The sequence below is a fragment of the Candidatus Thiodiazotropha sp. AKAK2 genome (assembly GCF_058244685.1).
The window spans coordinates 1-24,361 of the sequence record NZ_JBSYOP010000019.1; the positions used below are offsets into that span (position 1 = coordinate 1).

21 protein-coding genes are annotated in these 24,361 nt (G+C 53.6%); all 21 read right to left on the reverse strand.

Annotated features, from left to right (window positions below):
- Nucleotides 1-728: 728 nt before the first annotated feature.
- On the reverse strand, nt 729-1,205 hold the full coding sequence (locus AC4IE8_RS07140) for a DM13 domain-containing protein (RefSeq protein ID WP_490790667.1): 477 nt from the start codon (nt 1,203-1,205) through the stop codon (nt 729-731).
- Between the two features lie 210 nt (nt 1,206-1,415).
- Nucleotides 1,416-3,518: a polyribonucleotide nucleotidyltransferase gene (pnp, locus tag AC4IE8_RS07145; protein ID WP_490790668.1), complete on the reverse strand. Its 2,103-nt coding sequence runs from the start codon at nt 3,516-3,518 to the stop codon at nt 1,416-1,418.
- A gap of 39 nt (nt 3,519-3,557) precedes the next feature.
- Complete coding sequence (rpsO, locus tag AC4IE8_RS07150; protein WP_068992752.1) at nt 3,558-3,827, reverse strand: 30S ribosomal protein S15; 270 nt, start codon at nt 3,825-3,827, stop codon at nt 3,558-3,560.
- Nucleotides 3,828-4,083: 256 nt separating this feature from the next.
- Nucleotides 4,084-5,007, reverse strand: a complete 924-nt coding sequence (gene truB, locus AC4IE8_RS07155) for a tRNA pseudouridine(55) synthase TruB (RefSeq protein WP_068992755.1) — start codon at nt 5,005-5,007, stop codon at nt 4,084-4,086.
- A 31-nt stretch (nt 5,008-5,038) separates the two neighbouring features.
- Nucleotides 5,039-5,398, reverse strand: a complete 360-nt coding sequence (rbfA, locus tag AC4IE8_RS07160; RefSeq protein WP_068992767.1) for a 30S ribosome-binding factor RbfA — start codon at nt 5,396-5,398, stop codon at nt 5,039-5,041.
- A gap of 94 nt (nt 5,399-5,492) precedes the next feature.
- Nucleotides 5,493-8,138 (reverse strand): translation initiation factor IF-2, encoded by a 2,646-nt coding sequence (gene infB, locus AC4IE8_RS07165; protein WP_068992772.1) that lies wholly within the window; start codon nt 8,136-8,138, stop codon nt 5,493-5,495.
- Nucleotides 8,139-8,203: 65 nt separating this feature from the next.
- On the reverse strand, nt 8,204-9,697 hold the full coding sequence (nusA, locus tag AC4IE8_RS07170; protein ID WP_068992775.1) for a transcription termination factor NusA: 1,494 nt from the start codon (nt 9,695-9,697) through the stop codon (nt 8,204-8,206).
- A 14-nt stretch (nt 9,698-9,711) separates the two neighbouring features.
- Nucleotides 9,712-10,200 (reverse strand): ribosome maturation factor RimP, encoded by a 489-nt coding sequence (gene rimP, locus AC4IE8_RS07175; protein ID WP_490790669.1) that lies wholly within the window; start codon nt 10,198-10,200, stop codon nt 9,712-9,714.
- Between the two features lie 253 nt (nt 10,201-10,453).
- Nucleotides 10,454-11,203 (reverse strand): DUF1223 domain-containing protein, encoded by a 750-nt coding sequence (locus AC4IE8_RS07180; protein ID WP_490790670.1) that lies wholly within the window; start codon nt 11,201-11,203, stop codon nt 10,454-10,456.
- Nucleotides 11,200-11,694, reverse strand: coding sequence for a peptide-methionine (R)-S-oxide reductase MsrB (gene msrB, locus AC4IE8_RS07185; protein ID WP_490790671.1), 495 nt, complete (start codon nt 11,692-11,694; stop codon nt 11,200-11,202). Before msrB ends, AC4IE8_RS07180 begins: the two co-directional genes overlap by 4 nt.
- Nucleotides 11,695-12,122: 428 nt before the next feature.
- Nucleotides 12,123-13,586, reverse strand: a complete 1,464-nt coding sequence (locus AC4IE8_RS07190) for a sensor histidine kinase (RefSeq protein ID WP_490790672.1) — start codon at nt 13,584-13,586, stop codon at nt 12,123-12,125.
- A gap of 51 nt (nt 13,587-13,637) precedes the next feature.
- Nucleotides 13,638-14,354 (reverse strand): response regulator transcription factor, encoded by a 717-nt coding sequence (locus tag AC4IE8_RS07195; RefSeq protein WP_068992787.1) that lies wholly within the window; start codon nt 14,352-14,354, stop codon nt 13,638-13,640.
- Between the two features lie 155 nt (nt 14,355-14,509).
- On the reverse strand, nt 14,510-16,489 hold the full coding sequence (locus AC4IE8_RS07200; protein WP_068992790.1) for an alpha-amylase family glycosyl hydrolase: 1,980 nt from the start codon (nt 16,487-16,489) through the stop codon (nt 14,510-14,512).
- A 24-nt stretch (nt 16,490-16,513) separates the two neighbouring features.
- Entirely contained in the window at nt 16,514-17,413 is a 900-nt protein-coding gene (locus tag AC4IE8_RS07205) for a carbohydrate kinase family protein (RefSeq protein ID WP_490790673.1), read from the reverse strand.
- Nucleotides 17,414-17,751: 338 nt separating this feature from the next.
- On the reverse strand, nt 17,752-19,881 hold the full coding sequence (locus AC4IE8_RS07210) for an HAD-IIB family hydrolase (protein WP_068992795.1): 2,130 nt from the start codon (nt 19,879-19,881) through the stop codon (nt 17,752-17,754).
- A gap of 156 nt (nt 19,882-20,037) precedes the next feature.
- On the reverse strand, nt 20,038-20,550 hold the full coding sequence (locus AC4IE8_RS07215) for a nitrous oxide reductase accessory protein NosL (protein ID WP_068992997.1): 513 nt from the start codon (nt 20,548-20,550) through the stop codon (nt 20,038-20,040).
- A 132-nt stretch (nt 20,551-20,682) separates the two neighbouring features.
- Nucleotides 20,683-21,366, reverse strand: a complete 684-nt coding sequence (locus AC4IE8_RS07220) for a nitrous oxide reductase accessory protein NosL (RefSeq protein ID WP_490790674.1) — start codon at nt 21,364-21,366, stop codon at nt 20,683-20,685.
- A 128-nt stretch (nt 21,367-21,494) separates the two neighbouring features.
- The gene (locus tag AC4IE8_RS07225) at nt 21,495-22,172 is read right to left on the reverse strand and encodes a sulfite exporter TauE/SafE family protein (RefSeq protein WP_068992798.1); all 678 of its coding nucleotides are present in this window, start codon (nt 22,170-22,172) and stop codon (nt 21,495-21,497) included.
- Nucleotides 22,169-22,669, reverse strand: a complete 501-nt coding sequence (locus AC4IE8_RS07230; protein ID WP_490790675.1) for a TlpA family protein disulfide reductase — start codon at nt 22,667-22,669, stop codon at nt 22,169-22,171. Before AC4IE8_RS07230 ends, AC4IE8_RS07225 begins: the two co-directional genes overlap by 4 nt.
- Nucleotides 22,666-23,673 (reverse strand): hypothetical protein, encoded by a 1,008-nt coding sequence (locus AC4IE8_RS07235; protein WP_490790676.1) that lies wholly within the window; start codon nt 23,671-23,673, stop codon nt 22,666-22,668. The genes AC4IE8_RS07230 and AC4IE8_RS07235 overlap by 4 nt, the downstream gene beginning before the upstream one ends.
- 3 nt (nt 23,674-23,676) lie before the next feature.
- Complete coding sequence (locus AC4IE8_RS07240) at nt 23,677-24,360, reverse strand: ABC transporter ATP-binding protein (RefSeq protein ID WP_490790677.1); 684 nt, start codon at nt 24,358-24,360, stop codon at nt 23,677-23,679.
- Nucleotide 24,361: the final 1 nt, after the last annotated feature.

Here is a 24,361-nt window from a genome sequence, read left to right on the forward strand (position 1 = left end):
CCCAAAGTTTTGGTATCTTTATTCATGGTGGTGGTCCTTCTGTTGATTGTTGGTTCGTTTGGTCACTTACCATTTAATCAACAAGGCCACCGCCTCTTCAAATGTGCGAAAGAAATTTTACGTTATCCCCATTATCGTAATTTCTAGAGTACTGGATAACCGAATTCTCGTCTGTGTAAACATAACTTTCTCCCTGTCCAATATAGTCGCCTACATCACTGTTGAGAGTGATTGTGGTTTCAGCTTGGAGTACGGAGCTTGCGACTGCAAAGAGAGGCAGGAAAAGGTGATGAATTTTCATAAACAAATCCTTGTAAATATTGCCCATATAGAGTTTTCAATACTAACCTTTCAACAGCATTTCATACAAGAGACCGATAACATCCAGCGAATTTGAGGACTAATCGATCTGAACAATTATTTGATCACTGTTATTTTCGCGGCTTAAATTGAATCTGTATTTATTATTTTGTACACACATAGGAGTTGCGGAATCTTCCACATGACTGAGCTTAGTAAACGTAACTATGAGATGGCGTTATTCGTCTGAGTTCTAATCAGTAAGACCACACAATAATTTGATACGTGGTTACCAACCATTTCAGCCCAACAGATACAGAAATATTTGCTTAACAATGAGTCAAAACAATTGATGGGTTTCCAAAAACCTATAGATCAGAGTGGGCAGACCATATTAGCACCCTGACCAATACTGACAGAGAAACCACTCACTTGTATTTGGCAGACGTAATAAATTGCCCAAACGATTCACACCAGACAATCACACTCGTGAAATCGGATGGATTGATATGCGATGGCACCTCGACAATAAAGTTATCAAATGTCCTGACATCCCCCACCCGGACCATCTCGGGCTTCAGACGATTGAATTCCGCTTCTGTCTCCAGATACTTCGGAGAGAGGTAGAGTTTGTAATCCGGCCCAGGCGCCAGCTCTCCCATCAGGGTAATGGAGTTTGAGCTCACGGAAACCTGTCCCTCACCCCAGTGCAGTGCATCACTATCCTGCAGGTCTCTGCGAAACTCAGCGGTATAGCTGGCTTGTGCGGCGATCTCCTCAACGGCGGCTTGAGTGGGAGCCGGTGGCGCCACCAGTATGGGAAGCACAAAGATGCCTATGGCAAAACCGGCTATGCCAACGATGCCGTGGGTGATTAGAAGTATCAGTATTGTGCGTGCTTTCATGCTAGGACCTGGATCTGTTTTTATGTACTGACTTAGGCAATACCCTGTCGGGATCGTTTATCAATGCCAGCTGACTCTACATCAAGCCTATCACCAAAATATCACATAATCTGCAGCTCCCTGATTTTTTAGAGCAGATTTAAGTCGATTTTCAGGACATAAAAAAAGGGGCCGTCAGGCCCCTTTTTCATCTACCGATCAGCTTGCTGATCAGGCGTCGGCTTCATCAATCGCCTTCATGCTGAGACGAATGCGGCCCTGCTTGTCGACTTCCAACACCTTGACCTTCACAACATCCCCTTCCGCCAGCTTGTCGCTGACCTTCTCCACACGCTCGTTGGAGATCTGGGAGATGTGCACCAGGCCATCCTTACTGGGCAGGATGGTGACAAAGGCACCGAAGTCCATCAGCTTGGCGACCTTGCCTTCGTAGATGGTGCCGACTTCCACATCAGCGGTGATCAGCTCAACCCGACGCTGTGCCTCTTCACCGGCATGCTTGTCGACGGAGAAGATCTTCACCACGCCATCGTCGGTGATATCCACAGTGGCGCCGGTCTCTTCGGTGATGGAGCGGATGGTCACGCCACCCTTGCCGATCACGTCACGGATCTTGTCCGGGTTGATCTTGAACTCAATGATCCGCGGTGCATGCTCGGACATCTGGTTGCGATGGGTATCGATGACGCTGTTCATCTCATTCAGGATGTGCAGACGACCCTCTTTGGCCTGATCCAGAGCGATCTCCATGATCTGTTTGGTGATGCCGTTGATCTTGATATCCATCTGCAGGGCGTTGATACCTTCGGCGGTACCGGCCACTTTGAAGTCCATGTCACCCAGGTGATCCTCGTCACCCATGATGTCGGTGAGGACGGCAAACTTGTCCTCTTCCTTGATCAGACCCATGGCGACACCGGCGATCGGTGCTTTGATCGGCACACCCGCATCCATCAGAGAGAGGCTGGTACCACAGACGGAGGCCATGGAGGAGGAACCATTGGATTCGGTGATCTCGGAGACCACACGGATCGCGTAGGGGAAGTCACCGATGGTCGGCATACAGGCCAGCACACCACGCTTGGCGAGACGGCCATGACCGATCTCACGACGCTTGGGGCTACCCACACGACCGGTCTCACCGACACAGAATGGCGGGAAGTTGTAGTGCAGCATGAAGTGCTCACGACGTGAACCGTCCAGTGCATCGATGATCTGTGAATCACGCTCAGTACCCAGAGTAGTGACCACCAGGGCCTGGGTCTCGCCACGGGTGAACAGGGCTGAACCGTGAGTACGGGGCAGTACGCCGGTGCGTACAGCGATCGGGCGGACGGTGCGGGTGTCGCGACCGTCGATACGAGGCTCGCCGTCCAGAATGCGGCCGCGAACGGTCACTTTCTTCAGCTTCTCCAGCTGACCGTAGATCTCATCTTTGCTCCAGCGTTGCTCACCATCCACCTCAACGGCAGTCAGCTTTTCCACGGTAGCGGCAACGGTTGCATCGATGGCGGCATAGCGATCCAGTTTGTCGGCAATCCGATAAGCATTACCGATGCCTTCTGCGGCTTCGGCTGCAACCGCAGCTTTCAGCTCTTCGTCAACCACAGGCGGATTGAACGCTTCAATCGGCTTGTTGACTTCCGCAGCCAGCTCTTTGATCGCCTGAATCACGACCTGGATATTTTCATGTCCGAACAGCACCGCACCGAGCATCACCTCTTCAGAGAGCTGGTTGGCTTCCGACTCCACCATCAGTACCGCTTCTTCCGTACCGGCGACCACCAGATCCAGATCGGATTTGTCACTCAGACCGGTTGAGGGTGAGTTGAGGGTGTACTCCCCATCCTTATAACTGACCCGGGCTGCACCAACCGGACCCTGGAACGGCAGGCCGGAGATGGCCAGCGCGGCAGAAGTACCGATCAGAGACGGGATCTCAGGATCTACGTCAGGATTCAGTGACATCACCGTGATGATGACCTGAACTTCACTGGTGAATCCCTTTGGGAAAAGTGGACGGATCGGACGATCGATCAGACGCGCAGTGAGGATCTCCTTCTCGCTGGGACGACCTTCACGGCGAAAAAAACCGCCGGGGATCATACCGGCGGCGTAGGTTTTTTCCTGGTAGTCAACGGTCAGAGGGAAAAAGTCCCTGGGCACAGTGCTTTTCGCTTCGACCACGGTGACCTGGACGACGGTGTCGTCCATGTTGACCATGACCGCGCCATCGGCTTGCCGTGCGATCTCACCTGTCTCGATGGAGACCTTGTTGTCTCCCCATTGGAATTCTTTCTTTATTAATGTCACGTTTGAATCCTTGGATACTCTGTGTATTAAGGGGGAGGCTTAGCGACGCAGGCCCAGACGGGAGATCAGGTCTTTATAACGCTGCTGATCTTTGCCTTTCAGATAGTCCAGGAGCTTGCGGCGGGAGTTGACCAGACGCACCAGACCCTGACGGGAGTGATGATCCTGCTTGTGATCTTTGAAGTGTTCGGTCAGCTGGGTGATTCGGCCGGTCATCAGTGCAATCTGCACTTCAGGTGAACCGGTATCGCCAGGGGCGCGCTGATACTCTTCGACAATGGATTTCTTTTCTGTTGCACTCATTGACATGACGTGTACTCCTATAGGTTACGTCTTGAAAAATGGCCACTTTTCAGGCCAACCCGACAATGAGTTCAGGCTGACCGGACCGGTTTAATTCATCAAATCTATTCAGGCAAAGCCAGGAAGACCGCGTAGTATGCGCGTTCTCCGCTGCGACGGCAAGTCACCCACTTCAAATGCTTGGCTAAGCCCTGATTATTCCACTGAATTCCCTTATTTCGAGCATGCAGGAATGACGAACGGTTCAATTCTGCGCTCAGAATCAGTCCACCGCCTGCATCAGCCGCTTGGGGGCCACCCGCCCGTCATCAAGGATCTGTCCAACCCCGATGAAATCGGTTTTATTGGCGTAGAGCCTGACCCAGCCGCTGGTCGGCGCATTCGGCACCAGTATCGGCTGACCCTGCTTCATATAGAAAGCGGCATCGGCACTGAGGGCAACTTCAGGCCAGTCGGCCAGAGCACTCTCCAAAGGCAGCATCCACTCATCCATCTCAGCAAAACGCTTCTCGCCGAAGGCCTCCTGGACCTGTTCCAGGGTCAGCATCGACTGATCGTCATAAGGACCCACGCCGGTACGACGCAGACCGCTGACATAGGCGCCGCAACCCAGGCGCTTGCCGATATCCTCAGCCAGGGTGCGTACGTAGGTGCCTTTTGAGCAACGCACATCCATCTCGAACTCAGGCAGATCAAAGCTCAGCAGATCGATGCCGTGAATATGGATGGTGCGGGGCTCCCGCTCCACTTCAATGCCCTGACGGGCCAGTTTGTAGAGCCGCTCGCCATTGTGCTTGATGGCTGAATACATCGGTGGCAGTTGCTGCTGCTCCCCAAGGAACTCCGCCATGGTCTCGCGCAGTGCGTCTTCCGTCACGCCACTCGGATCACTTGTCTCAACCACGTCACCCTCCGCATCCGCGGTGGTGGTGGTTTCACCCAGCTTGACCTTGACCAGGTAGCGCTTATCCGCATCGAGCAGAAAGGCCGACAGTTTGGTGGCCTCACCAAAACAGATCGGCAACAGACCGGTGGCCAGTGGATCCAGGCTGCCGGTATGGCCGGCCTTGGCGGCCTTGTAAAGAAACTTAACCTCTTGCAACGCTTTGTTGGAGGTCATGCCTTGCGGCTTGTCGAGCAGCAATACCCCATTGATATTGCGCCCTCTGTTACGACGACGTCCCATACTTAATCTCTAAAAAACATTATCACTGGAATCAGGTTTGTTTCTCGGTTACCGCTTCTTCGATCAGGTTGGAGAGATGCTCCCCCTGCTCGACCGAAACGTCATAAACAAACTGAAGTTTGGGTACTGTGCGTATCTTCATACGCTGTCCAAGCAACCAGCGCAGATGACCGGCCACCTGGTTGAGATGTTTTGCGCTCTCCTGATGAGAGAAGCTTGCGCCCAAGGTTGTGAAAAACACCTTGGCCTGTGATAGATCCCGGACAACACGGGCCTCCTGGATGGTCACCATGCCAAGCGCCTTGTCTTTGATCTCTTCGCGGATCAGTTCGGCCAACTCTTTTTGCAGTTCAGCGCCGATCCGGTCGGTACGTTTGAAATCCCGGCTCATGCAGCATGCCCCATAAAAAACAGCCTGCTGGTGCAGACTGTTTCGGTTAGACCGTGGTTGTTCGGATTGATGGAATGCATAGTCTCAATCAAGCTTATACCGTACGTGCGATTTCGGTACGTTCAAAGACCTCGATCTGATCACCAGACTGCACATCGTTGTAGTTCTTCACACCGATGCCGCACTCCATGCCGCTCTTCACCTCAGTGACGTCATCTTTGAAGCGACGCAGGGACTCGAGTGAACCTTCGTAGATCACCACATTGTCCCGCAGCACACGGATCGGATTGTTACGCTTGACCATCCCTTCGAGCACCATACAACCGGCAATCGCACCCAGCTTGGAGTTACGGAACACATCCCGCACTTCGGCCAGGCCGATGATCTCTTCCCTGATTTCGGGAGAGAGCATACCGGAAATCGCCTTTTTCACATCATCGATGATTTCGTAGATGATGCTGTAGTAGCGCATGTCGATGCCCTGCTCTTCCACCACTCGACGGGCTCCGGCGTCACCACGCACATTGAAGCCGATGATGATCGCATTCGAGGTCACCGCCAGGTTGGCGTCAGACTCATTGATTCCGCCCACACCGGACGCCACAACGCGCACCTTAACTTCATCCGTGGAGGTCTTCACCAGAGACTCCTTCAGTGCTTCCACACTACCCTGCACGTCCGCTTTGACAATCACATTCAGGGTCTGGGTCTCACCCTCTTCCATCTGGGTGAACATCTCATCCAGCTTGGCGGCCTTCTGAGCGGCCAGACGGGTTGAGCGCTGTTTGTCCTGACGCAGTTCGGCGATTTCGCGGGCGCGGCGCTCATCGCTGACCGCACGCACATCGTCACCGGCTTCCGGGGTGCCGGAGAGGCCCAGCACCACCACCGGAATGGAAGGACCGGCGGTTTTGATGGAGCGACCGGCCTCATCGAACATCGCCCGTACACGGCCGAACTCCTTACCCGAGACGATCATATCGCCCCGGTTCAGGGTGCCGGACTGAACCAGCACGGTAGCCACCGGGCCACGCCCTTTGTCGAGTGAGGATTCAACGATGGAACCGGTAGCCGGTCCATCTTCAACCGCTTGCAACTCAAGCACTTCGGCCTGCAGCAGAATCGCATCGAGCAGATCATCGATACCGGCGCCGGTTTTCGCCGAGACGCGGACGAACATGGTATCGCCACCCCAGTCTTCGGGGATGACCTCTTCCTGGGAGAGCTCCTGGATCACCCGATCCGGATTGGCCTCCTCCTTATCGATCTTGTTGATCGCCACGATCAGGGGCACTTCGGCCGCCTTGGCGTGCTGGATCGCCTCCTTGGTTTGAGGCATCACACCGTCATCGGCGGCCACCACAAGAATGACGATATCGGTAACTTTGGCGCCGCGGGCACGCATTGCGGTAAATGCCGCATGGCCCGGGGTATCGAGAAATGAGACCGTGCCCTTGTCGGTATCCACATGATAGGCGCCGATATGCTGGGTGATGCCACCCGCCTCCCCGGCAGCCACCCGGCTGGTGCGGATGTAGTCGAGCAGAGAGGTCTTACCATGATCGACATGGCCCATGATGGTGACCACCGGAGGACGGTTAACCTGCTCTCCCTGAGTATGGGCATCCTCCTCCTCACTCAGCAGATCGGCTTCGATATCCTCGTCACGCTGCGCAACCGGCACATGGCCCATCTCTTCGACCACCAGAATGGCGGTATCCCGATCCAGGGTCTGATTGATGGTTACCATCATGCCCATCTTCATCAGCACCTTAATCACTTCGGCGGCTTTGATGGTCATGCGCTGCGCCAGATCGGCAACGGTAATGTTCTCGGGAACCTTGACCTCATGCACAACCGGAGCGGTTGGGCGCTGGAAGCCGTGCTGGGCATCGCTGGCAGCCGCTGCCGCTGCTCTGCGCTGTTTACCCGGCTTTTTCTTGCGCTTTCCACGCAATCCTTCCGCTACGTGCAGCTCTTTACGGTCAGCCTTTTTGTCATCGCTAAAACCCTTCTCATCGCGACGACTGTCTTTACGACCTTTCTTACCGCGGGACGGTTCGGCCTTGGCCTCGGCAGCAGGTTTCGCTTCAACAACCGGCTCAGGTTCTGCAGGGGCTTCTGATTTCAACAGCTCTTGCTGACGTTTCACTTCCTCTGCCACTTCTCTTGCGGCCTCTTCTTCAGCCAGGCGTTTGGCTTCCTCTTCGGCTGCAACTCTGGCAGCTTCCTCTTCCTGTGCTTTTTTCTCGGCGTCTTCCTGTTCTTGGCGCTTGGCAGCTTCGGCCGCCTTACGAGCCTCTACTTCCGCCTCGATTGCGGCACGCTCTTTCGCCTGATCATCCAGCGCTCTCCGCGCCTCTTCAGCCTGCTTGACCTTGCTCTCATCCGACTCGACATTGGTGCGTTTCACGTAGGTGCGTTTCTTTCGCACTTCCACGCTCACCGTTTTTGCCGATGCGGCCGATGCACGACTCAGCGTGCGTCCACTCGAGGTGGGCTGGCGCAGTTCACTGACCGTTTTACGTCTGAGTGTCACCTTGCTGGGTGCGGTAACCGTTGAGGTCTTCTTTTTGCCATGACTCTCACGCAGATGCAGCAGCAGTTTCGCCTTCTCATCATCGGAAATCCTATCTTCAGGGCTTTTCGCCTGAATGCCGGCGTCCGCCAACTGTTCCATCAACAGATCGGCAGGAATGCCAACGACATTTGCAAGTTGTGCTACCGTTACTTCACTCATTCATCAGCCTCTCGAATTTGCCTTTTCCATCTGTTGCTTTGTCTTCACCCAGAAACCGGAGTGACCTATTCTGCCTCTTCAAACCAGGGAGCACGCGCTGTCATGATCAGCTGGCCTGCCCGCTCCTCATCCATGCCGTCAATCTCCATGAGCTCATCGATGGATTGTTCCGCCAGATCCTCCATGGTCACCACACCCCGGCCGGCCAGGGTAAAGGCGAGCTGCTGATCCATGCCGTCCATATTCAGCAGATCTTCGGCAGGTTCACGGAAAGCCTCTTCATTGGCAATCGCGCGCGTCAACAGAAAATCCTTTGCTCTGTTGCGCAGCTCTTCTACCAGCTCCTCATCGAACTCCTCAACGGAGTGCATCTCTTCAATTGGTACGTAGGCGACTTCATCGACACTGGTAAAGCCTTCCTGTACCAGAATCGCTGCTACATCCTCATCCACATCCAGCTGTTCCATAAAGGAGTCCATATAGCCTTTCGTTTCCGATTCACTCTTCTCGGAGGCCTGGGCTTCGTCCATGACATTCAGCTCCCAACCGGTCAGCTGACTGGCCAGTCGAACATTCTGTCCACCACGTCCGATTGCCTGGGAGAGATTCTCCTCACTGACCGCCACGTCCATGGCATGGGTATCTTCATCAACCACGATGGAGACCACATCTGCCGGTGACATGGCATTGATCACAAACTGTGCCGGGTTGTCATTCCACAGAATGATGTCGACCCGCTCACCATTCAGCTCGTTGGAGACAGCCTGCACCCGTGAACCACGCATGCCGACACAAGCGCCAACCGGATCGATGCGCTGATCCAATGCCTTAACAGCAATTTTGGCACGTAACCCGGGATCCCGCGCTGCACTGCGAATCTCAATCAGCCCCTCACCCACTTCAGGCACTTCCAGCTTAAACAGCTCGATCAGCAGTTCAGGCATGGTGCGGCTGATAAACAGTTGCGGACCTCTCGGTTCCGATCTGACTTCATAAAGATAGCCGCGAATCCGATCACCCACCCGGATCGACTCCTTGGGGATCATGTGTTCACGTCCGATGAAGGCCTCCGCATTACCACCCAGGTCCATGAAGATGTTACCCCGGTCGATGCGTTTCACCACACCGGTGACCAGTTCACCTTCACGCCCTTTGAAGGCCTCGACCACTTTGGCCCGCTCAGCTTCACGCACCTTCTGTACGATCACCTGTTTTGCGGCCTGTGCGGCAATCCGTCCAAACTCAATGGACTCGATCGGTTCTTCAACGAAGTCACCAATCTGTACATCCGGATCCTCTTCCCGGGCAGCATCCACGATGATCTGCCTCAGTGGTGCGTCCGGCTCATCTTCCGCATAGCTCTCGACAACTTCCCAGCGGCGGTAAGTATCGTAATCTCCGGAAGCACGATCGATCGCGACCCGAACGAGAATGTCATCTCCATTACGTTTTCTCGTGGCAGACGCCAACGCCGCTTCAATGGCTTCAAAGATGATGTACTTTTCCACATCTTTTTCATTGGAGACCGCGTCTACGACCAGTAATATCTCTTTACTCATCAATGTTTCCCAATTCAAAATTCCGGTATGACTCGAGCCGAATCGATCATCTCGACCGGTATTCGATAGAGTGTCCCGTCTTCTTCAATTAAAACCTGACTATCTTCCACACCGCCCAATTCACCAGTGAATCGGTGTCGGCCATCAATCTTGGTACGGGTCTTAAGGCGCACCTTGCTACCTTTAAATTGATCAAAGTGCGCTTCTTCAAACAGGGGTCTGTCCATACCTGGTGACGAGACCTCAAGTTGATAGCGCTCCTTGATTGGATCTTCCACATCAAGCACACCACTGATCTGATGACTGACCTGTACACAATCATCCAGCAAGATGCCTTCCGCATGGTCGATATAGACCCGCAGCAGAGACCCACCTTTGCCCTGCCCGGTCAGCTCCACGCCCAGTAACTCATAGCCCAGAAGTTCGACCTCCTGACGTATAAGCGTTTTCAGTTTTTCTGGCGCAGACCTCATTTTTTCCACCGCAATAAAAAATGGGCACATGGCCCATCCTGTCGTAGCAGAAAACAGGCAATTCACGCGACGCACCGCCGCGTTGGTAACCACCTATTTTCTAAAATAAAAAAACCCCGCTATCGGGGTTTTATTATAATTCACCGCGGCTGACAACCGACAGCTATCGCAAAATTCTGGTGCGAATTCTAGCATAGCGCCCAACATCACGCAATTTCAGGATGGTATCTTGTTGGTGGCTCCGATATTCCGATCAACTCTTGGGAGTATGGCAGAATTGGGCCTATCCAGGCAGCCATCCGCCCACCGCCTGAACCGGCTCACCATTCTCAGGGTTGCTCAACCAGAGTACAACCGCCAGGCGCATGCTGCCGGATCTGGAAAACTCAGGCCAGGGAAGGGACCATTGGCCTGGTCCGCTCTGAACCCGGGAGCGGCTGTGGCTCAACACCACGAAATGCTCGCTGAGGGTCCTGCCCCGATTTTCACCGGCGCCAATCTCACTCTGTAGATCAAAACCGAGAATGGCCAGATTCGCCTCCAGACCCTGTTGATCGATACCGGCCTGGGGGAAAAATTCGGCCTTAACAGCAACACCGGGCTGCACATCCAAGGTCAACCGACCGACCTTTTTTGCCTCGCCAAGCTCAAGCTTCGGATGACGAAACCAGCCCCGCCACTCCTTGCCGTTAACCACGAACCCTGGTGTGTAGACGGATCGGATGGCGCCCGATTGACGATACTGCCGCTGCCTCTGACTGTAGGCCGAGGAGGCAAATCGATCCTGCCAACCCAGGTAGTCCCAGTAGTCCACATGGAAGGCCATCGGAATCAGCTTCTGCCAGAGCCCGGGATGACTCTCCAGTTTACCCAGCCAGCGGTCCGCCGGCGGGCAACTGCTGCAGCCGTGGGAGGTAAACAGCTCGACCAGCTGCACCCGCTCTTCCGGACTCTCAAGTGTCAAGGCTTGAGCTGTCATACCGAGCGGCAGAGTCATCCCCAGCAACAGGGCCAATGCTTGCCGGGAGATCATGAGACATCCGGCACAAACTTCAGTGCAACCCCATTGTTACAGTAGCGCAGACCGGTAGGTTTCGGTCCATCATTGAAGACATGCCCATGATGACCGCCACAACGGGCGCAATGGTACTCGGTACGGGGCCAGATGAGTTTAAAGTCTTTTTTGGTGCCCAGGGCGTCCGGCAGATGGTCATAAAAACTTGGCCAACCGGTACCACTCTCATATTTTGTGCTGGAGGCAAACAGGGGGTTCTCGCAACCTGCACAGACGAAGGTGCCTTTGCGCTTTTCATGCAGCAACGGGCTGCTGCCGGGCATCTCGGTTCCCTCCTCGCGTAAAATCCGGAACTGCTCAGGGGTCAGGCGCTCGCGCCACTCCTCCTTGCTCAGATCAAGTTTACCTATTTTAGTCATCTCTTCACCCTGTCTGGCAAACACCGAATGACCGACGACCGGCATCACCGCTGCTACACCCAGTAGTTTGATCAAACTTCTTCGCTTCATTCTATATCTCCTGTTACATAGACCAAGGACGCGCTGGAGAGTCCAAAGTGGGATAGCTGGTAACGTCCGTCATCACACGGAAACCTTTCAGACCAATCAGGCATGCGCGCTAAAATCGGTTTGAGCGTCACTGCACAATCTGCTGATATCAGGGCTTGGATACCCGAGGGGATCTCTGACCAATTCACCTTAAGTCAATCCGACAACTGCGGGAATAACTGTTAGTTCTTGGCTGCTCTGAATCGATGGAGCCTGATTGTTAAGACAGAAATTATCCCAGCAGATTCACTCGGAATAACTCGGTGCTTTTTGCAGTAAAACCTCGCTTTCGCCAACGCATGGTGAGAGCTTAGCGGGCAAGCCTCCTCAGAGGTTCACGCAATTATCACAAATGAATCACAAGTGGGTTTGTGGGGTTGGCGGCTGGTTTAGGCTAGCGGCAAGGTGAAGCTGAAACAGGCCCCGCCATGCTGATGATTGGACGCAGAGATGGTGCCACCCTGTAACTCCACCATGCGGCGGGCAATCGCAAGCCCCAGACCGGCATGTCCACCCTCCTTACCCTGCTTGCGCTTACGGAAAAATGGATCGAAGAGGTGCGCCAGTTCCGCTTCATCGATACCCTCCCCATCGTCCATGACCTCCACCAGGGCAAATTCTGCTTGCTGAGAAATGTTCAGCGTGACGCTGCCTCCCGTTTCACAATGATCAATCGCGTTGCCAATCAGGTTGTCCAGCACCCGTTCGGTCATGGCGAAATCCGCTTTCACCTGAGGCGGTGACTGGGGCAGATGCCATTTCACCTCGACCTGATGCTGCTGCGCTGGCAGCTGAAACTTCTGAATCACATCCTGAACCAGCTCCGCCAACGCCATGGGTTCGCACACCGGTTTGGTCTCTCTCGCCTCCAGCTGGGCCAGCTCAAACAGATCCTCAAGCATCTCCTTCAGGCGTTCGCTCTGTTTGAGGGCGATATTCAGATAATCCTGTTGCGACTCACCATCACGCTCTCCCTGCTCCATATGCAGGGTTTCAAGATAACCGTGCAGCACAGCCAGTGGGGTTCTCAGATCATGGGATACCTGGGCCACCAACTCCCGGCGCAGCTTGTCCTGCTGCTTCAGCTGGCCCCACTGATCGGCAATTCGCTGTGCCATCTTCTCGAATGCAGCACCCAGCCGTTCGACTTCATCTCCGCCAGGATCAAAACTCTCCGGCAGCTCTTGATGGCGGGTAAAACCACTCTGCTGGAATGCCGTCATCACACTGGAGAGTCGTTGCAGGCGACGCGTCAGCCAGTGAAACAGCAACAGTCCGGTGAGCAGACCAAAGCCCATACTGACCGCTACGGCGCCGGCACTGTAGCGCAGCGCATAGCTGTCCAATACCGCCTGCTCGGCATTATCGTACTCTTCACCCCTAAGCACCACATAGAGGTAACCGTCAGGCATATCACCAGCCGGCACCTCGGTCACAGAGAAAGCTTTTCGCCTTTCATGGGAACGGGGATCATCTCCCAACAGAGGAAAGCCTTCACCCCGCATAAAGGCATCGATCGGCTCCAGATCGACCTGTTTGCGTTTTACTTTCCCCGCATCCGCCGAGAAGGCGAGAATCGTCCCCTGCTTGTCCAGCAGATAGATCTCGATACTCGGATTGATGTCCATGTAGTCACTGAAGGTTTTCTTCAGCGCCAGATCGTTCATCTCCCCATCGATCACCAGGCGGCGATCCGCCACAATGCGTTGCGCCAGATCCCGGTTGAAGTGCTGAGTGATCTCCTGCATATAGCGATTGGTGGTGACCAGGGTGATCAGGGTATAGAGAAGCCCGGTTACCAGAAACAGGCCGATCAGGGCAAGCGAGAGACGGGCATAGAGGGATTGAAACATGCGCACCTCACAAACCCGGCGGCAGCCGGAGCGTAAACTGATCTCGACCGTTCACGCGTCACTCCGTTGATCGCGAAATTTGTAACCCACACCCCAAACCGTCAACACATACTGCGGTTCAGAGGGATCTTGCTCGATCTTTGAGCGTAACCGATTGATGTGGGAGTTCACCGTGTGTTCGTAACCGTCGTGGTTGTAGCCCCAAACCTTATCGAGCAGTTGAATGCGACTGAAAACACGACCGGGATGGCGGGCAAAAAACAGCAGCAGATCGAACTCTCTGGCGGTCAGATCCACCAGTTCGCCTTCGACCTGAACCGAGCGTTTGTTGACATCGATGTAGAGACCGCCCCGTTCAATACTCGCCTGCTCGGTGATGCCTTTAGTATCCTCCTTCAAGGCATCAATACGCCGGAACAGAGCTTTGATTCGAGCCATCAGTTCAGGCACGCTGAACGGCTTGGTCAGATAGTCATCCGCTCCCATCTCCAGACCCAACACCCGGTCGAGCTCGGTCGACTTGGCCGTCAGCATCAGAATCGCCACATACTCTTCGGCACTACGCATCTTGCGGCACAGGGTCAAACCATCCGTATCGGGCAGCATCAAATCGAGTATCACCAATTGATAGCTGTTTTTTCTGAACAGCTCCATGGCTGCTGCACCGTTACTCGCAATATCCGCGTCGTAACCAGCATCCTGCAGATGTTTTTGCACCAGATGGGCAATATCCGGCTCATCTTCAACGATCAGTAACTTACGTTGCATTTAATCAATCAATTCCAGTTATAGGTATAGGTTGCGGTTGGTCTTTATCTTAGGGCCTGTTAACACTAATCCTCTTTAACTAGCGATTGAATCAAAAATCTATAGCGCGACTTTCACGTAATTATCACAAAACAATCACAACTGCAGTCGACACCTTACAATCTGAGTCCTGTTTCAGGCCGCTGATCGGTCAACCAGTAGAATTGGTGGGCAGGCACCACCAACTGCTGCTTGAACAGTCGCGGACTCTCCCCGGAATAGAGATCCTTAAGATTACCATACTCAAACATCCCCCGGTTGCCCAACGCGCTAAGCTCCATGTACTGAGGGCTGCTGTCGAAATTGCAGACCACCAGAACCGAACCCAGCGGCATGAATGGGTCACTGCGCCAGAAGACAAACAGATGAGGATTATCCACTTCAATCAGTTCCCGGTTGTTGAAATCGGCAAATGCGGGAATCCCCTTTCTGGCGGCAATCATCTTTTTCAGGCCATCGAAGATCTGCTGTTCAGGGGTGCCGTGCTGATGGCGGCGTTCCGCCCGCTGCCAATCGATCTTCGGTCTCTGCATCCAGCGGTTATCCCCCGCCTTGTTTTCATCGTTGAGGAACTCCCGGTCATTCAATGTGCCGATCTCATCCCCATAGTAAAGCAGTGGCATACCGCCAAAGGAGCAGATCAGACTGTGCAGCAACAGGATCACCTTGACCGATTGTTCAATCGCCTCAGCATCACCCTGATCAATCGCAGCCTCCAGCCCCACCAGGGAGGCCAGAGATCCGGAGATTCGGGCATCCCCGGTTTTCAGGTTCACTCCGAAGGGTGCGCCACGTGCCGGTGAATCATCGTACTGACCGGTAAAAAAATCGACCAGAAACTTACGGTGGGCCAGCGGCTGGTAACCGGCCCGCTGGATATCTGCATCATCGAAACCGAGACCGATATCATCGTGACAGCGCAAATAATTGAGCCAGGTGGCCCGGTCGAGCTTGGTCGGCAGACTCTGGATACCCTGGCGCAGCAGCTTGGTGTTCTTGGTGGCAACCGCATCCCAGATCAAGGCCATGAAGGTGGCGTTGTAGGCGATCTCGCACTCTTTGGCGATCACCGCATCCTCACCAAAGTATTTTGTGATCTCCACCGGTGCAACGATCGCTTCGGCGATGAACAGAACACCCGGTGCGGTGACCTGACAACAATCCTTCATCAACTGCAGTAGAAGATGGGCCTCACGTTCATTCTGCGAGGTGGTGCCGATTTTCTTCCAGAGAAAGGCCACCGCGTCGAGACGCAGAATATCCGCTCCCTGGTTGGCCCAGAACAGGGTGTTATCCAGCATCTCGATGAATACAGCCGGGTTGTTGTAGTTGAGATCCCACTGGTAGTGATTGAAGACCGTCATCACCCACTTGTTCATCTGCTCATCCCAGGTAAAGTTACCGGGTGAGGTCTCGGGAAAAATCTCCGGCATGGTCTCTTCGAACATATCCGGAATATCACGGTTATCGAAACTGTAATAGTAGTCCTGGTACTTCTGCTCTCCGGCACGGGCCCGTTGCGCCCACTCATGCTCATCCGAGGTGTGGTTGAGCACCATATCCATCACCAGCAGCATGCCTCGTTTACGGGTGGAGGTAGCCAGTCTGTTGATATCCTCCAGGGTGCCGAAACGCTCATCCACATTGCGGAAATCACTGACCGCATAGCCCCCATCGCTGGCGCCATCGGGACAGACCATCACCGGCATCACATGCAGCATGTTGACGCCCAGCTCCTGCAGATAGGGTAAACGCTCCTCCACCCCCTGCAGATTATCGGCGAATCCATCCGCATAGAGGGCCAAACCGACCCACTCCTGACTAAGGAACCAGTTGTGATGCTTCTCCCGTTCGCTGTCCAACTGCTTGAGGGTGACATGGCGCTGCACATAGCGGGTCGCCATGACCTCCACCAGATGAATCAGCTGCTCCTTGAAATCATCCCGTTTTCCGTAGAGGTGGTGGAACAGCAGATGAATGCCATAGAAATTGGCCCCGAGCCGGGTATAGAAATGGCGCAGATCCCGTTTACGAATCTCGGTTTTGAGTTCGTCGAGGATATGATTCAGCAGTGAATGTGAAACCTGTTCATACATATTGCGATACCGGAACCTGTAGCACTAACCAGCGCTCCTCTCCTCACTCTCCCATTGTGACATGAAGTCTGCATAGAATTTTGCTGATGATACGGTAGCACCACGCTTGCCTACAATCGCTGAAGCAAAGGATTGCGCCCTTTGCAGGGTAAGGTTCAGCGGCCAGCGGGCGTTCAGGCCAAGCAGCATCACCGCCGTGAAAGCATCACCTGCACCGACGCTGTCCACGGTTTCCTGACTCGCTTCGGGGACCACTTGCAGGGGTGATGGTTGATCCGACAGTACAAATGCACCCTGCTCCCCCATTGTGACGATCAAACCGGTCAGGTCATGTTTCTGCTTGAAAGCCAGCGCCTGTTTATGCAGATCCCCGGCACCGCCATCCAGTTGATCAAGTTCATGCTGATTCAATTTAAGCCAGTCTGCCTGATTGACCCAGAGCATTACCGCTTCCCGCTGCCACCAGGGTGGGCGTAGATTGACATCGAGGAATACGCTCGCTGTACCATTCTGCTTCAGTCGCTCAAGTGCACTACGGGCGATCCGGTTTCTCAATCCCAAACTGCCGTGATAGAGCATCTCACAATTAAGAGAGTTCAACGCGGCCGGGGCGATAAAGTCATAGGCGGCGTCGGCCATGATCTCATAGCTCGGTTCGCCCTGCTCGAGGGTGATCATGACCCGGCCTGTGGGATGCTCGTCATCCTGTTGCACCCCGGCGGTCTCCATACCCCAGTCAGCCATGGCCTGGAGGATCCGCTCCCCGTCCGCATCCCGACCGACACGACTGACGAAATAGGGGGACTGGCCAAACGCCTGGAGATGCCAGGCGACATTGAACGGTGCGCCTCCGAGTACCTGCTCTCCATTTGGGAAGCAGTCGTAGAGCACTTCCCCAAAAATGATCAGTTTTTTATTATTCATTGTTATCTTGGCCTGTTAAGACGAATTCATCGAACAACGAGTTGAGTTTCAGTTACACAAAGCTTGATCAACCCGACTGCTTAAAGAATAAGCTTATTGGGGTTAAGGATGAATAACACTTACTTTAGCGTTATTTGGTGGGGCATGGCCCCACCCTACACCATGAATTCAACAGTAGGGTGGGGCCATGCCCCACCAAAATCCATTGATAAAACTGGATGCAATGGGTTTTAGTGCTTTATTAAGCGCCATTCGTGTTAAGGATAGCAAATCACGACAGACTGCTTGTAGCATGATCAGACTTCTGTCCAAGTCTATTCAGAGTAGCAGATTGAGCTTCATGGCTCTTCAGGTACATGGCAGCTTCTGAAGAAGTCGTAGTGATCGATCGCCTCAAGAATCCCCAACGCATGGGACTGCTTGGCGAAATAGATCCGTTCAAGATCGATCATATGGGAGAGCTCTTCATGATGGCGGTTGGCCACCACCACGGCCAGAGTATTGCCACGCATCATATCCTCGTCAGAACCGGAGCCTCCCGCGACCAGGATATGTTCAAGGGGCACGTCCAGCCGCTGCGCCACATAACGCAGCGCCTGCCCTTTGGAGGCCCGGGATGGCAACACATCGAGAAACTGCCCAAAGGCGTGAATCACATTGCAGGTCAACTCCTCCTTGCGCAGCAGTGCGTTGATCTCATCAACGGAGGGTGCCTTGTTGGGGTCGTAGTGGTAGCCGATTTTGAAAAAACTCTGATCCTGTTTGGGCTGCGGTTTGATCCCGGGAAGATCGGCCAGAACCCGGCGTATGCCTTTTGGCTGCCACAGATTATCGATATGCTCGCCCCAGTAGTCATCCATCGAAAGACCCTGTGTATAGTGGATCTTGGTACCCAGACTGGTGATCAGTACGTCAGGAATCGGAATCGAGAACTTCTTCATGATGGAGAGGGCGTCATCGAGGCGACGCCCGGTAGCGATACCGAAGGCGGCACATTTCCGGTTTTCACGCACCACCTGTATGAAACGTTTCAGGCCGGTGGGATTACCCAGAAGGTTCTGATCCAGATCGGTAAATATGGCCCGATCCCGATAGCGATACTTGACATGTTTCGGTGGCTTGGTGGGCAGCCTTTCATGTTCTGCGGGCATCGGTTTGATCATTGCCAGATATTTCTTGGCGTGCGCCTTCCACGAGTAGTGCTTGCGAACGCCATTCAATCCGTTGCGCGCAAATTTCTGCCACAAATCGTTATCATGCAGTACCTTCAGCAGACTGCGACGGATCGCTTTCTTATTCAGCGGGTCTACCAGCAGTCCGTTGTTACAGTTGCCGATGATATCCACCGGCCCGCCATTCTCCGTGGCAATCAGCGGTAATCCACTGGCTGCCGCTTCAAGCAGAGTCAAACCAAAGGGCTCCGTCAGCGCTGGATTGACGAATACCCCTTCAGAGAGCGCAGTCAGACGGTAGATCTCCGGCACCTCTTTGGCCAGATGGCGTTTAGGTACGGCAACCCGACCATACAGATCATAGAGATCGATGGTCATCAGAATATCGGTCATCACCGACTGCGGACCACTCTCCATATCCCGGATATCATCCCGGTTCCCCGCCACAATCACCAGATTGGCGGCACTCTGCAACTGACTCGACTCGCCATAGACTTCCAGTAGGGTGAGGATATTCTTGCGCTCATCGGGTCTGGAGAGGGCGAGAATGATCGGCTTGTCGGGATCGCGCAGAAATCGTGACAGGGTTTTACGGAAAGGCACCTTATCCCCACGGGACGGGGGGTAGAACTGAGTCAGGTTGGTGCCGGGTGGGATCACCGCCATATTGTCCGGCTGATAGTGATTGTAGAGGCTGTACTGCTCTTCGATCTCATTGTGGGTACTGGTGATCACCAGATCCGCATTGGCCAGCACCTCTTCCTCCGCTTCCACCCGACGATCCATGTTGTAACGCTCGCGGATCTCCTTTCGACTGAAACCTTTGGCGAGTAGTTGATGCTGTTTATCCCGCCCCAGGGAGTGGCCGGTGTGCACCAACGGAACACCCAGCAGATGGGAAAGCCTTACACCGACATAACCCGCATCCGCATAGTGGGTGTGAACGATATCGGGCATGCGCGGCTGAGACTTCAGCCAATTGAGCAGATTGTCCATGAAGCTATCGAGATGATCCCACAGGGTCTCCTTGGCCAGATAACCTTCAGGACCGGCATCGATCCTTACGATCTTGGCCTTTTCCGACAGCAGTTCGAGGGGTTCTGAATAGTCGTCGCTGATTTCCGCATCGACCACGCGTCTGGTCACCAAATCGACCCGGCTGACCCCATCCCGCTCAGCAAGCGCTTTGGCAAGATCCACCACATACTTGGTTTGACCACCGGTATCGGCATCACGTCCCAATTCGAGATCGTGACCGCGTATCAAACCATGAACACTTATCAGACAGATATACATAGTGGGATCGTCCTGGTTGGGAACCGTATCAACCCTGTATCATGTCAGATCATCATATCAGAACAGGCGCGAAAAATCGTGGCGCTTTCTCTCTCCCAGGCTTACAGACCAGAGTTAAATCATGCGGCAGCACAAGGCTGCAAGTAAGGTGCAGAACTACTCAAAAACACCTACATCCAGATTCAACAGCAGTCCTTTATCAACCTGATCAAATTTCAGGATGGCTACCCCCTGATGATCCTTCAGGAACTCCTCGGCATCGGCCTGACTCTCCAGGGGGATCAGCTCATGCCCCATTGGACCCAGCACATCCGAACCAATCACATAATAGGCACTCCTGGCATCGATACGGGCCAGGCTGTAGTACTCAGTGACTGCGATACGGTCGATCTCACTGGCCTGATGATTAGGCGCCCATTTCTGCAGATCGAGAAGATATTTAAAAAGATCCTTGGCACCATCGAAATGGTGGGCATGACCATCCTTGTAAAGTACCGTGCCGATCCATTCAGGGTATTTTGCGACAAACATGCCACATACCGGGCAGGTATCCTTGGGACCGGGGTTAGGGAGTTGCTGAGCCTGCAGAATCGGTAAATGCAATAACCAGCACGCAACTATCAGCAGACTGGCGCGCAGACGTTTCAGCCCGTTTTTTTTCATACTCATCGATCTGTCATTCATCGAAATAGAGATCATTCTCACGACTCCCAGATTATGTGGTTCAAGCGGAGAATCATGAATTCAACTCCGAAAATCACATCGCTGTGCCAAGTATTACTTGGCACAGCATGTCTCCCATCAACCTTTTTGCTGCTTCATCTTTTGCATCATCTTTTTGCGCCGTTCCGCACGCTTTTTGCGAACCATCATGGTGTCCTTTGCCATTCCTGCATAGGCTTCGCTCAAAGCCTCATCGAAATTTGCCAGAGTTCCCCCCTTTTCCGACTGAGTCGCTTTTGCCGCATCAGCGGAAGCGAAGGCCATCTTGCTTCGGGTGGTCATGGTACCTTTCAGCTTGGCACCGATCAGATAACTCGCCTCATCCACATTGACTAACGGTTTGATCTCACCATCGGCACCGAAATCTGCCGCATAGATCGCCTTCGGACCACGATCGATATTCAGGGAGAGACTGATCGCCAGACAGTGGATCGAACAGGTGGCATCCACCAGGTCATCATCGTAGTGGACCAGATGACGGCTATGGTGCCACTTGGTGCGATCCATTCCGCAATAGGGACACTTGGCATATTTCTCCAGTTCATTCTCCAGGGGATTGGCGTCTGCTGCTGTCTTGGGAATAAACTGCAATGGCGTACCATCCCCATCACAACTGACCCCTGTTGCTTCGACCCAGCCTTTACCCGGCACCATGACACCGACACCCTGGCCTGCCAACGCACCACCGGAGAGACCGGTCAATCCAGCTGCCAACAGCAGCTTCAACAGATTTCTGCGTTCCTTGTTTTTCGTTTCACTCATCGTTTTACTACTCCTCTTCTACTCAAACATAAACGGCGGTTTGAACCATGTACTGAGATTGAACCGCTCAACAACCCCTAAATAATGCGCCGATTCAAGGTTTGTCAGTACGCATCCGACTGGCGGATCTACCAATTGGCCAATCCACGCATAATGTCGTAAAAAACAACCCCTTCATAAACTGTCCACAGCCCAAGCGCGACCACCAGCAGACCAGCCAACCGGGCAAGCGTGCCACGCAAGGTCTTGCCGACATAACCGCCCAGCAGACTGACCGTTACCATGGACGGCAGGGTTCCAGCACCGAAACTCAACATCAGCAGCCCCGCAGTCAACGGATCGGCAGTGGATACCGCTTTCACGGCAACGGAGAACACCAGACTGCACGGTACCAGGCCATTGAGCAGGCCGACCGCGACGGTTGGAACTGAGATCGGTCTGCTCAGATTGGCTATTGGAACGACATGTGCGATCGGTTTGGCCTTCACCGGTCTGTTAAGTGATGCACCCAACAGATTCAATCCCAGTAACACAACCAAACCACCGGCAAGAATCATCAGCAATCCCTGTGCTTTTCCGACAATGCCACTCTGCACCAACACCTGACCGACGACAGCACCACCGATACCGAGTAACGCATAAACGGTAATCCGCAGTGAGTGATAGGTAAGCAGATGGCTTAATCGCAATCTGGGTGCAAAACGGACAAAGAACCCTGCATTGATTCCACTGCACATTCCGAGGCAGTGAAAGCTACCGAGAATGCCGGTTAGAAAGGCCACTCCGAGGGTCAGCTCAGCATTCATATCAACTCATCCACTATCCGGGCAAACAGCTCCGCTGTGGACTCACCGATGATACGGGTATGCAAGCGCCCCTTGCGATCAAGAATGAAGGTGGTGGGCAGACCGATTACCCCATACTCTCTCGCCACCGCCCCCTCCCGATCGAGTAGTACCGGATAGCTGATATTCAGTTTTTCTATGAAAGCGGCTGCTGTTTCACGATCCTGCCGCACATTCACCGCGAGGATCACCAATCCTTTTGAACGGTATGCCTGGTAGACCGGCTCAATGCTCTGCATCTCCGACTCACAGAAGGGACACCAATCGGCCCAGAAGCGGATCACAACAACCTCTCCCGCATAATCCTGTGGAAAATTCAGCCGTTCTTGGTTGAGATCCTGTAACTGAAAAGCGGGTGGCGGCACCCCTTTGCTCAGAGCTGAACTCTCTGACTGACAGCCATTGAGACTGCTCAGACTCAATACAACAAATAAGATGGATATTGTCTGTTTAATCACCACCAGACCTCCATCATGGTGAGCCTTGAAACCCAGACCGACCAGGCTGCGGTAAGGTAGAACTGTATAAAAAAGAACAGCGCCAACCAGCTTATAACAGGCAGCATTTCCGCCACCGTTTGACTCAGACTGACGATCTTCCGCCAAGGTGATACAAACCCGGCGCTTAAAGAGAGTGCGGTTGCTAGAAACAGAGGTATGTAGAGAAAGTAACCCACATAGCCGTGCCCCTGTTTGAGAATGCAGAACGGACAGTGGTGATGAGGGTGCTCATAAATATAGAGCGAGATGGATGAGATAATAGCCAGGAGTGCGATCACAAAGGCTGCAGCCCCCATGATCGATAACAACCAGCCACTCCGTCCACGTAACGCCACCCATACCCCAGCGGCAATAACCAGTATCGCCGAGATAGCCAGAGTGACTATCGATTTTGCCGGAGTGATACCACTTACCTCAGCGGAGATCCCCTGCGCATCGGCGGAGAAGAGCGTTCCGCAACAGGAGGTAATCAGGTTTGGCTCCATCTCAGTGAAATGAAGCCACTGTACAATTGTTTCGGCAACAACCAGCGGCAGTGCCAACAGTAACAGAGCATATTTGAAACGGATCAGCGGATAGTCATAGCCCCGGTTATCGAGATAGTTCAGCACCAGCCAAATGGCTGATACAAAGAACATGGCAATCTTCAAGAACAGTGTGGGCCAACCCCAGGGATTCAGATTCAATACCCCGGTTGCGCACATGGCGCCAACAAACTGTCCCGACAAGGATTCTGCGTTGTAGATGAACAGCAACAGCGAGAGAAACTCAAACAGGAAAGCCCAGATCAACAGGGTTGAGACCAGATAGGTACGCCTTTCCAGTCGAAGCTGCAACTCACTGCCGCTCTGAATATCCCAGTGACGTAAGATTCTGAAAGCAAAAGTGGCTGCCACCAACAGCATCGTGGAAATTATTATCGAAACCATCAGCAGTGCCAGAATGGCAGGATTCAACATCACAGGCTATGTCTCCCCGGCAACCATCACACCATCCTCAAGTTCCACCACCCGGTCGACAACAGGCGAATCGAAGACAACCGGATCATGACTGCTGATCAGAACCGTCTTGCCGGATTTCGACAGCTCATCGAGCAGAGCCATGAACTCACGGGAGAGCCGGCTATCCAGATTGGCGGTCGGCTCATCGGCGATCAGAATTTGCGGATCATTGATCAGTGCACGGCAGATCGCCACCCGCTGAGCTTCACCACCGGACAACCATTCAACAGGATTATCCGATTTATCGGCCAGTAAGAACTGTTCGAGTAGACGATCCGCCCTGTTTCTCAAGCTGCTGGCCTTCAAACCCAACGGGTAGGCCGGCAGCATGATATTTTCCACCACACTAAGCCCGGGAATGAGATTAAAACGCTGAAAAATGAATCCGAAGGTATGCCTGCGGACTTGCGTAAGAAAACGCTCAGGAAGCGAGGAGATGGTACGATCCTGTAGACGTATACGGCCACTGGTTGGCCGTGACAGACAGCCGATCATCGACATCAGGGTGGTTTTACCTGAACCGCTGGCCCCCTTGAGACAACTGATTCGGTTGACCTCAAACTGAGTGGTGATTCCCTGTATCGCCCAAAACTCATTCGGCTTGCCCTGATTGAAGGCCTTACGTACATCTGTTAATTCAATCAACATC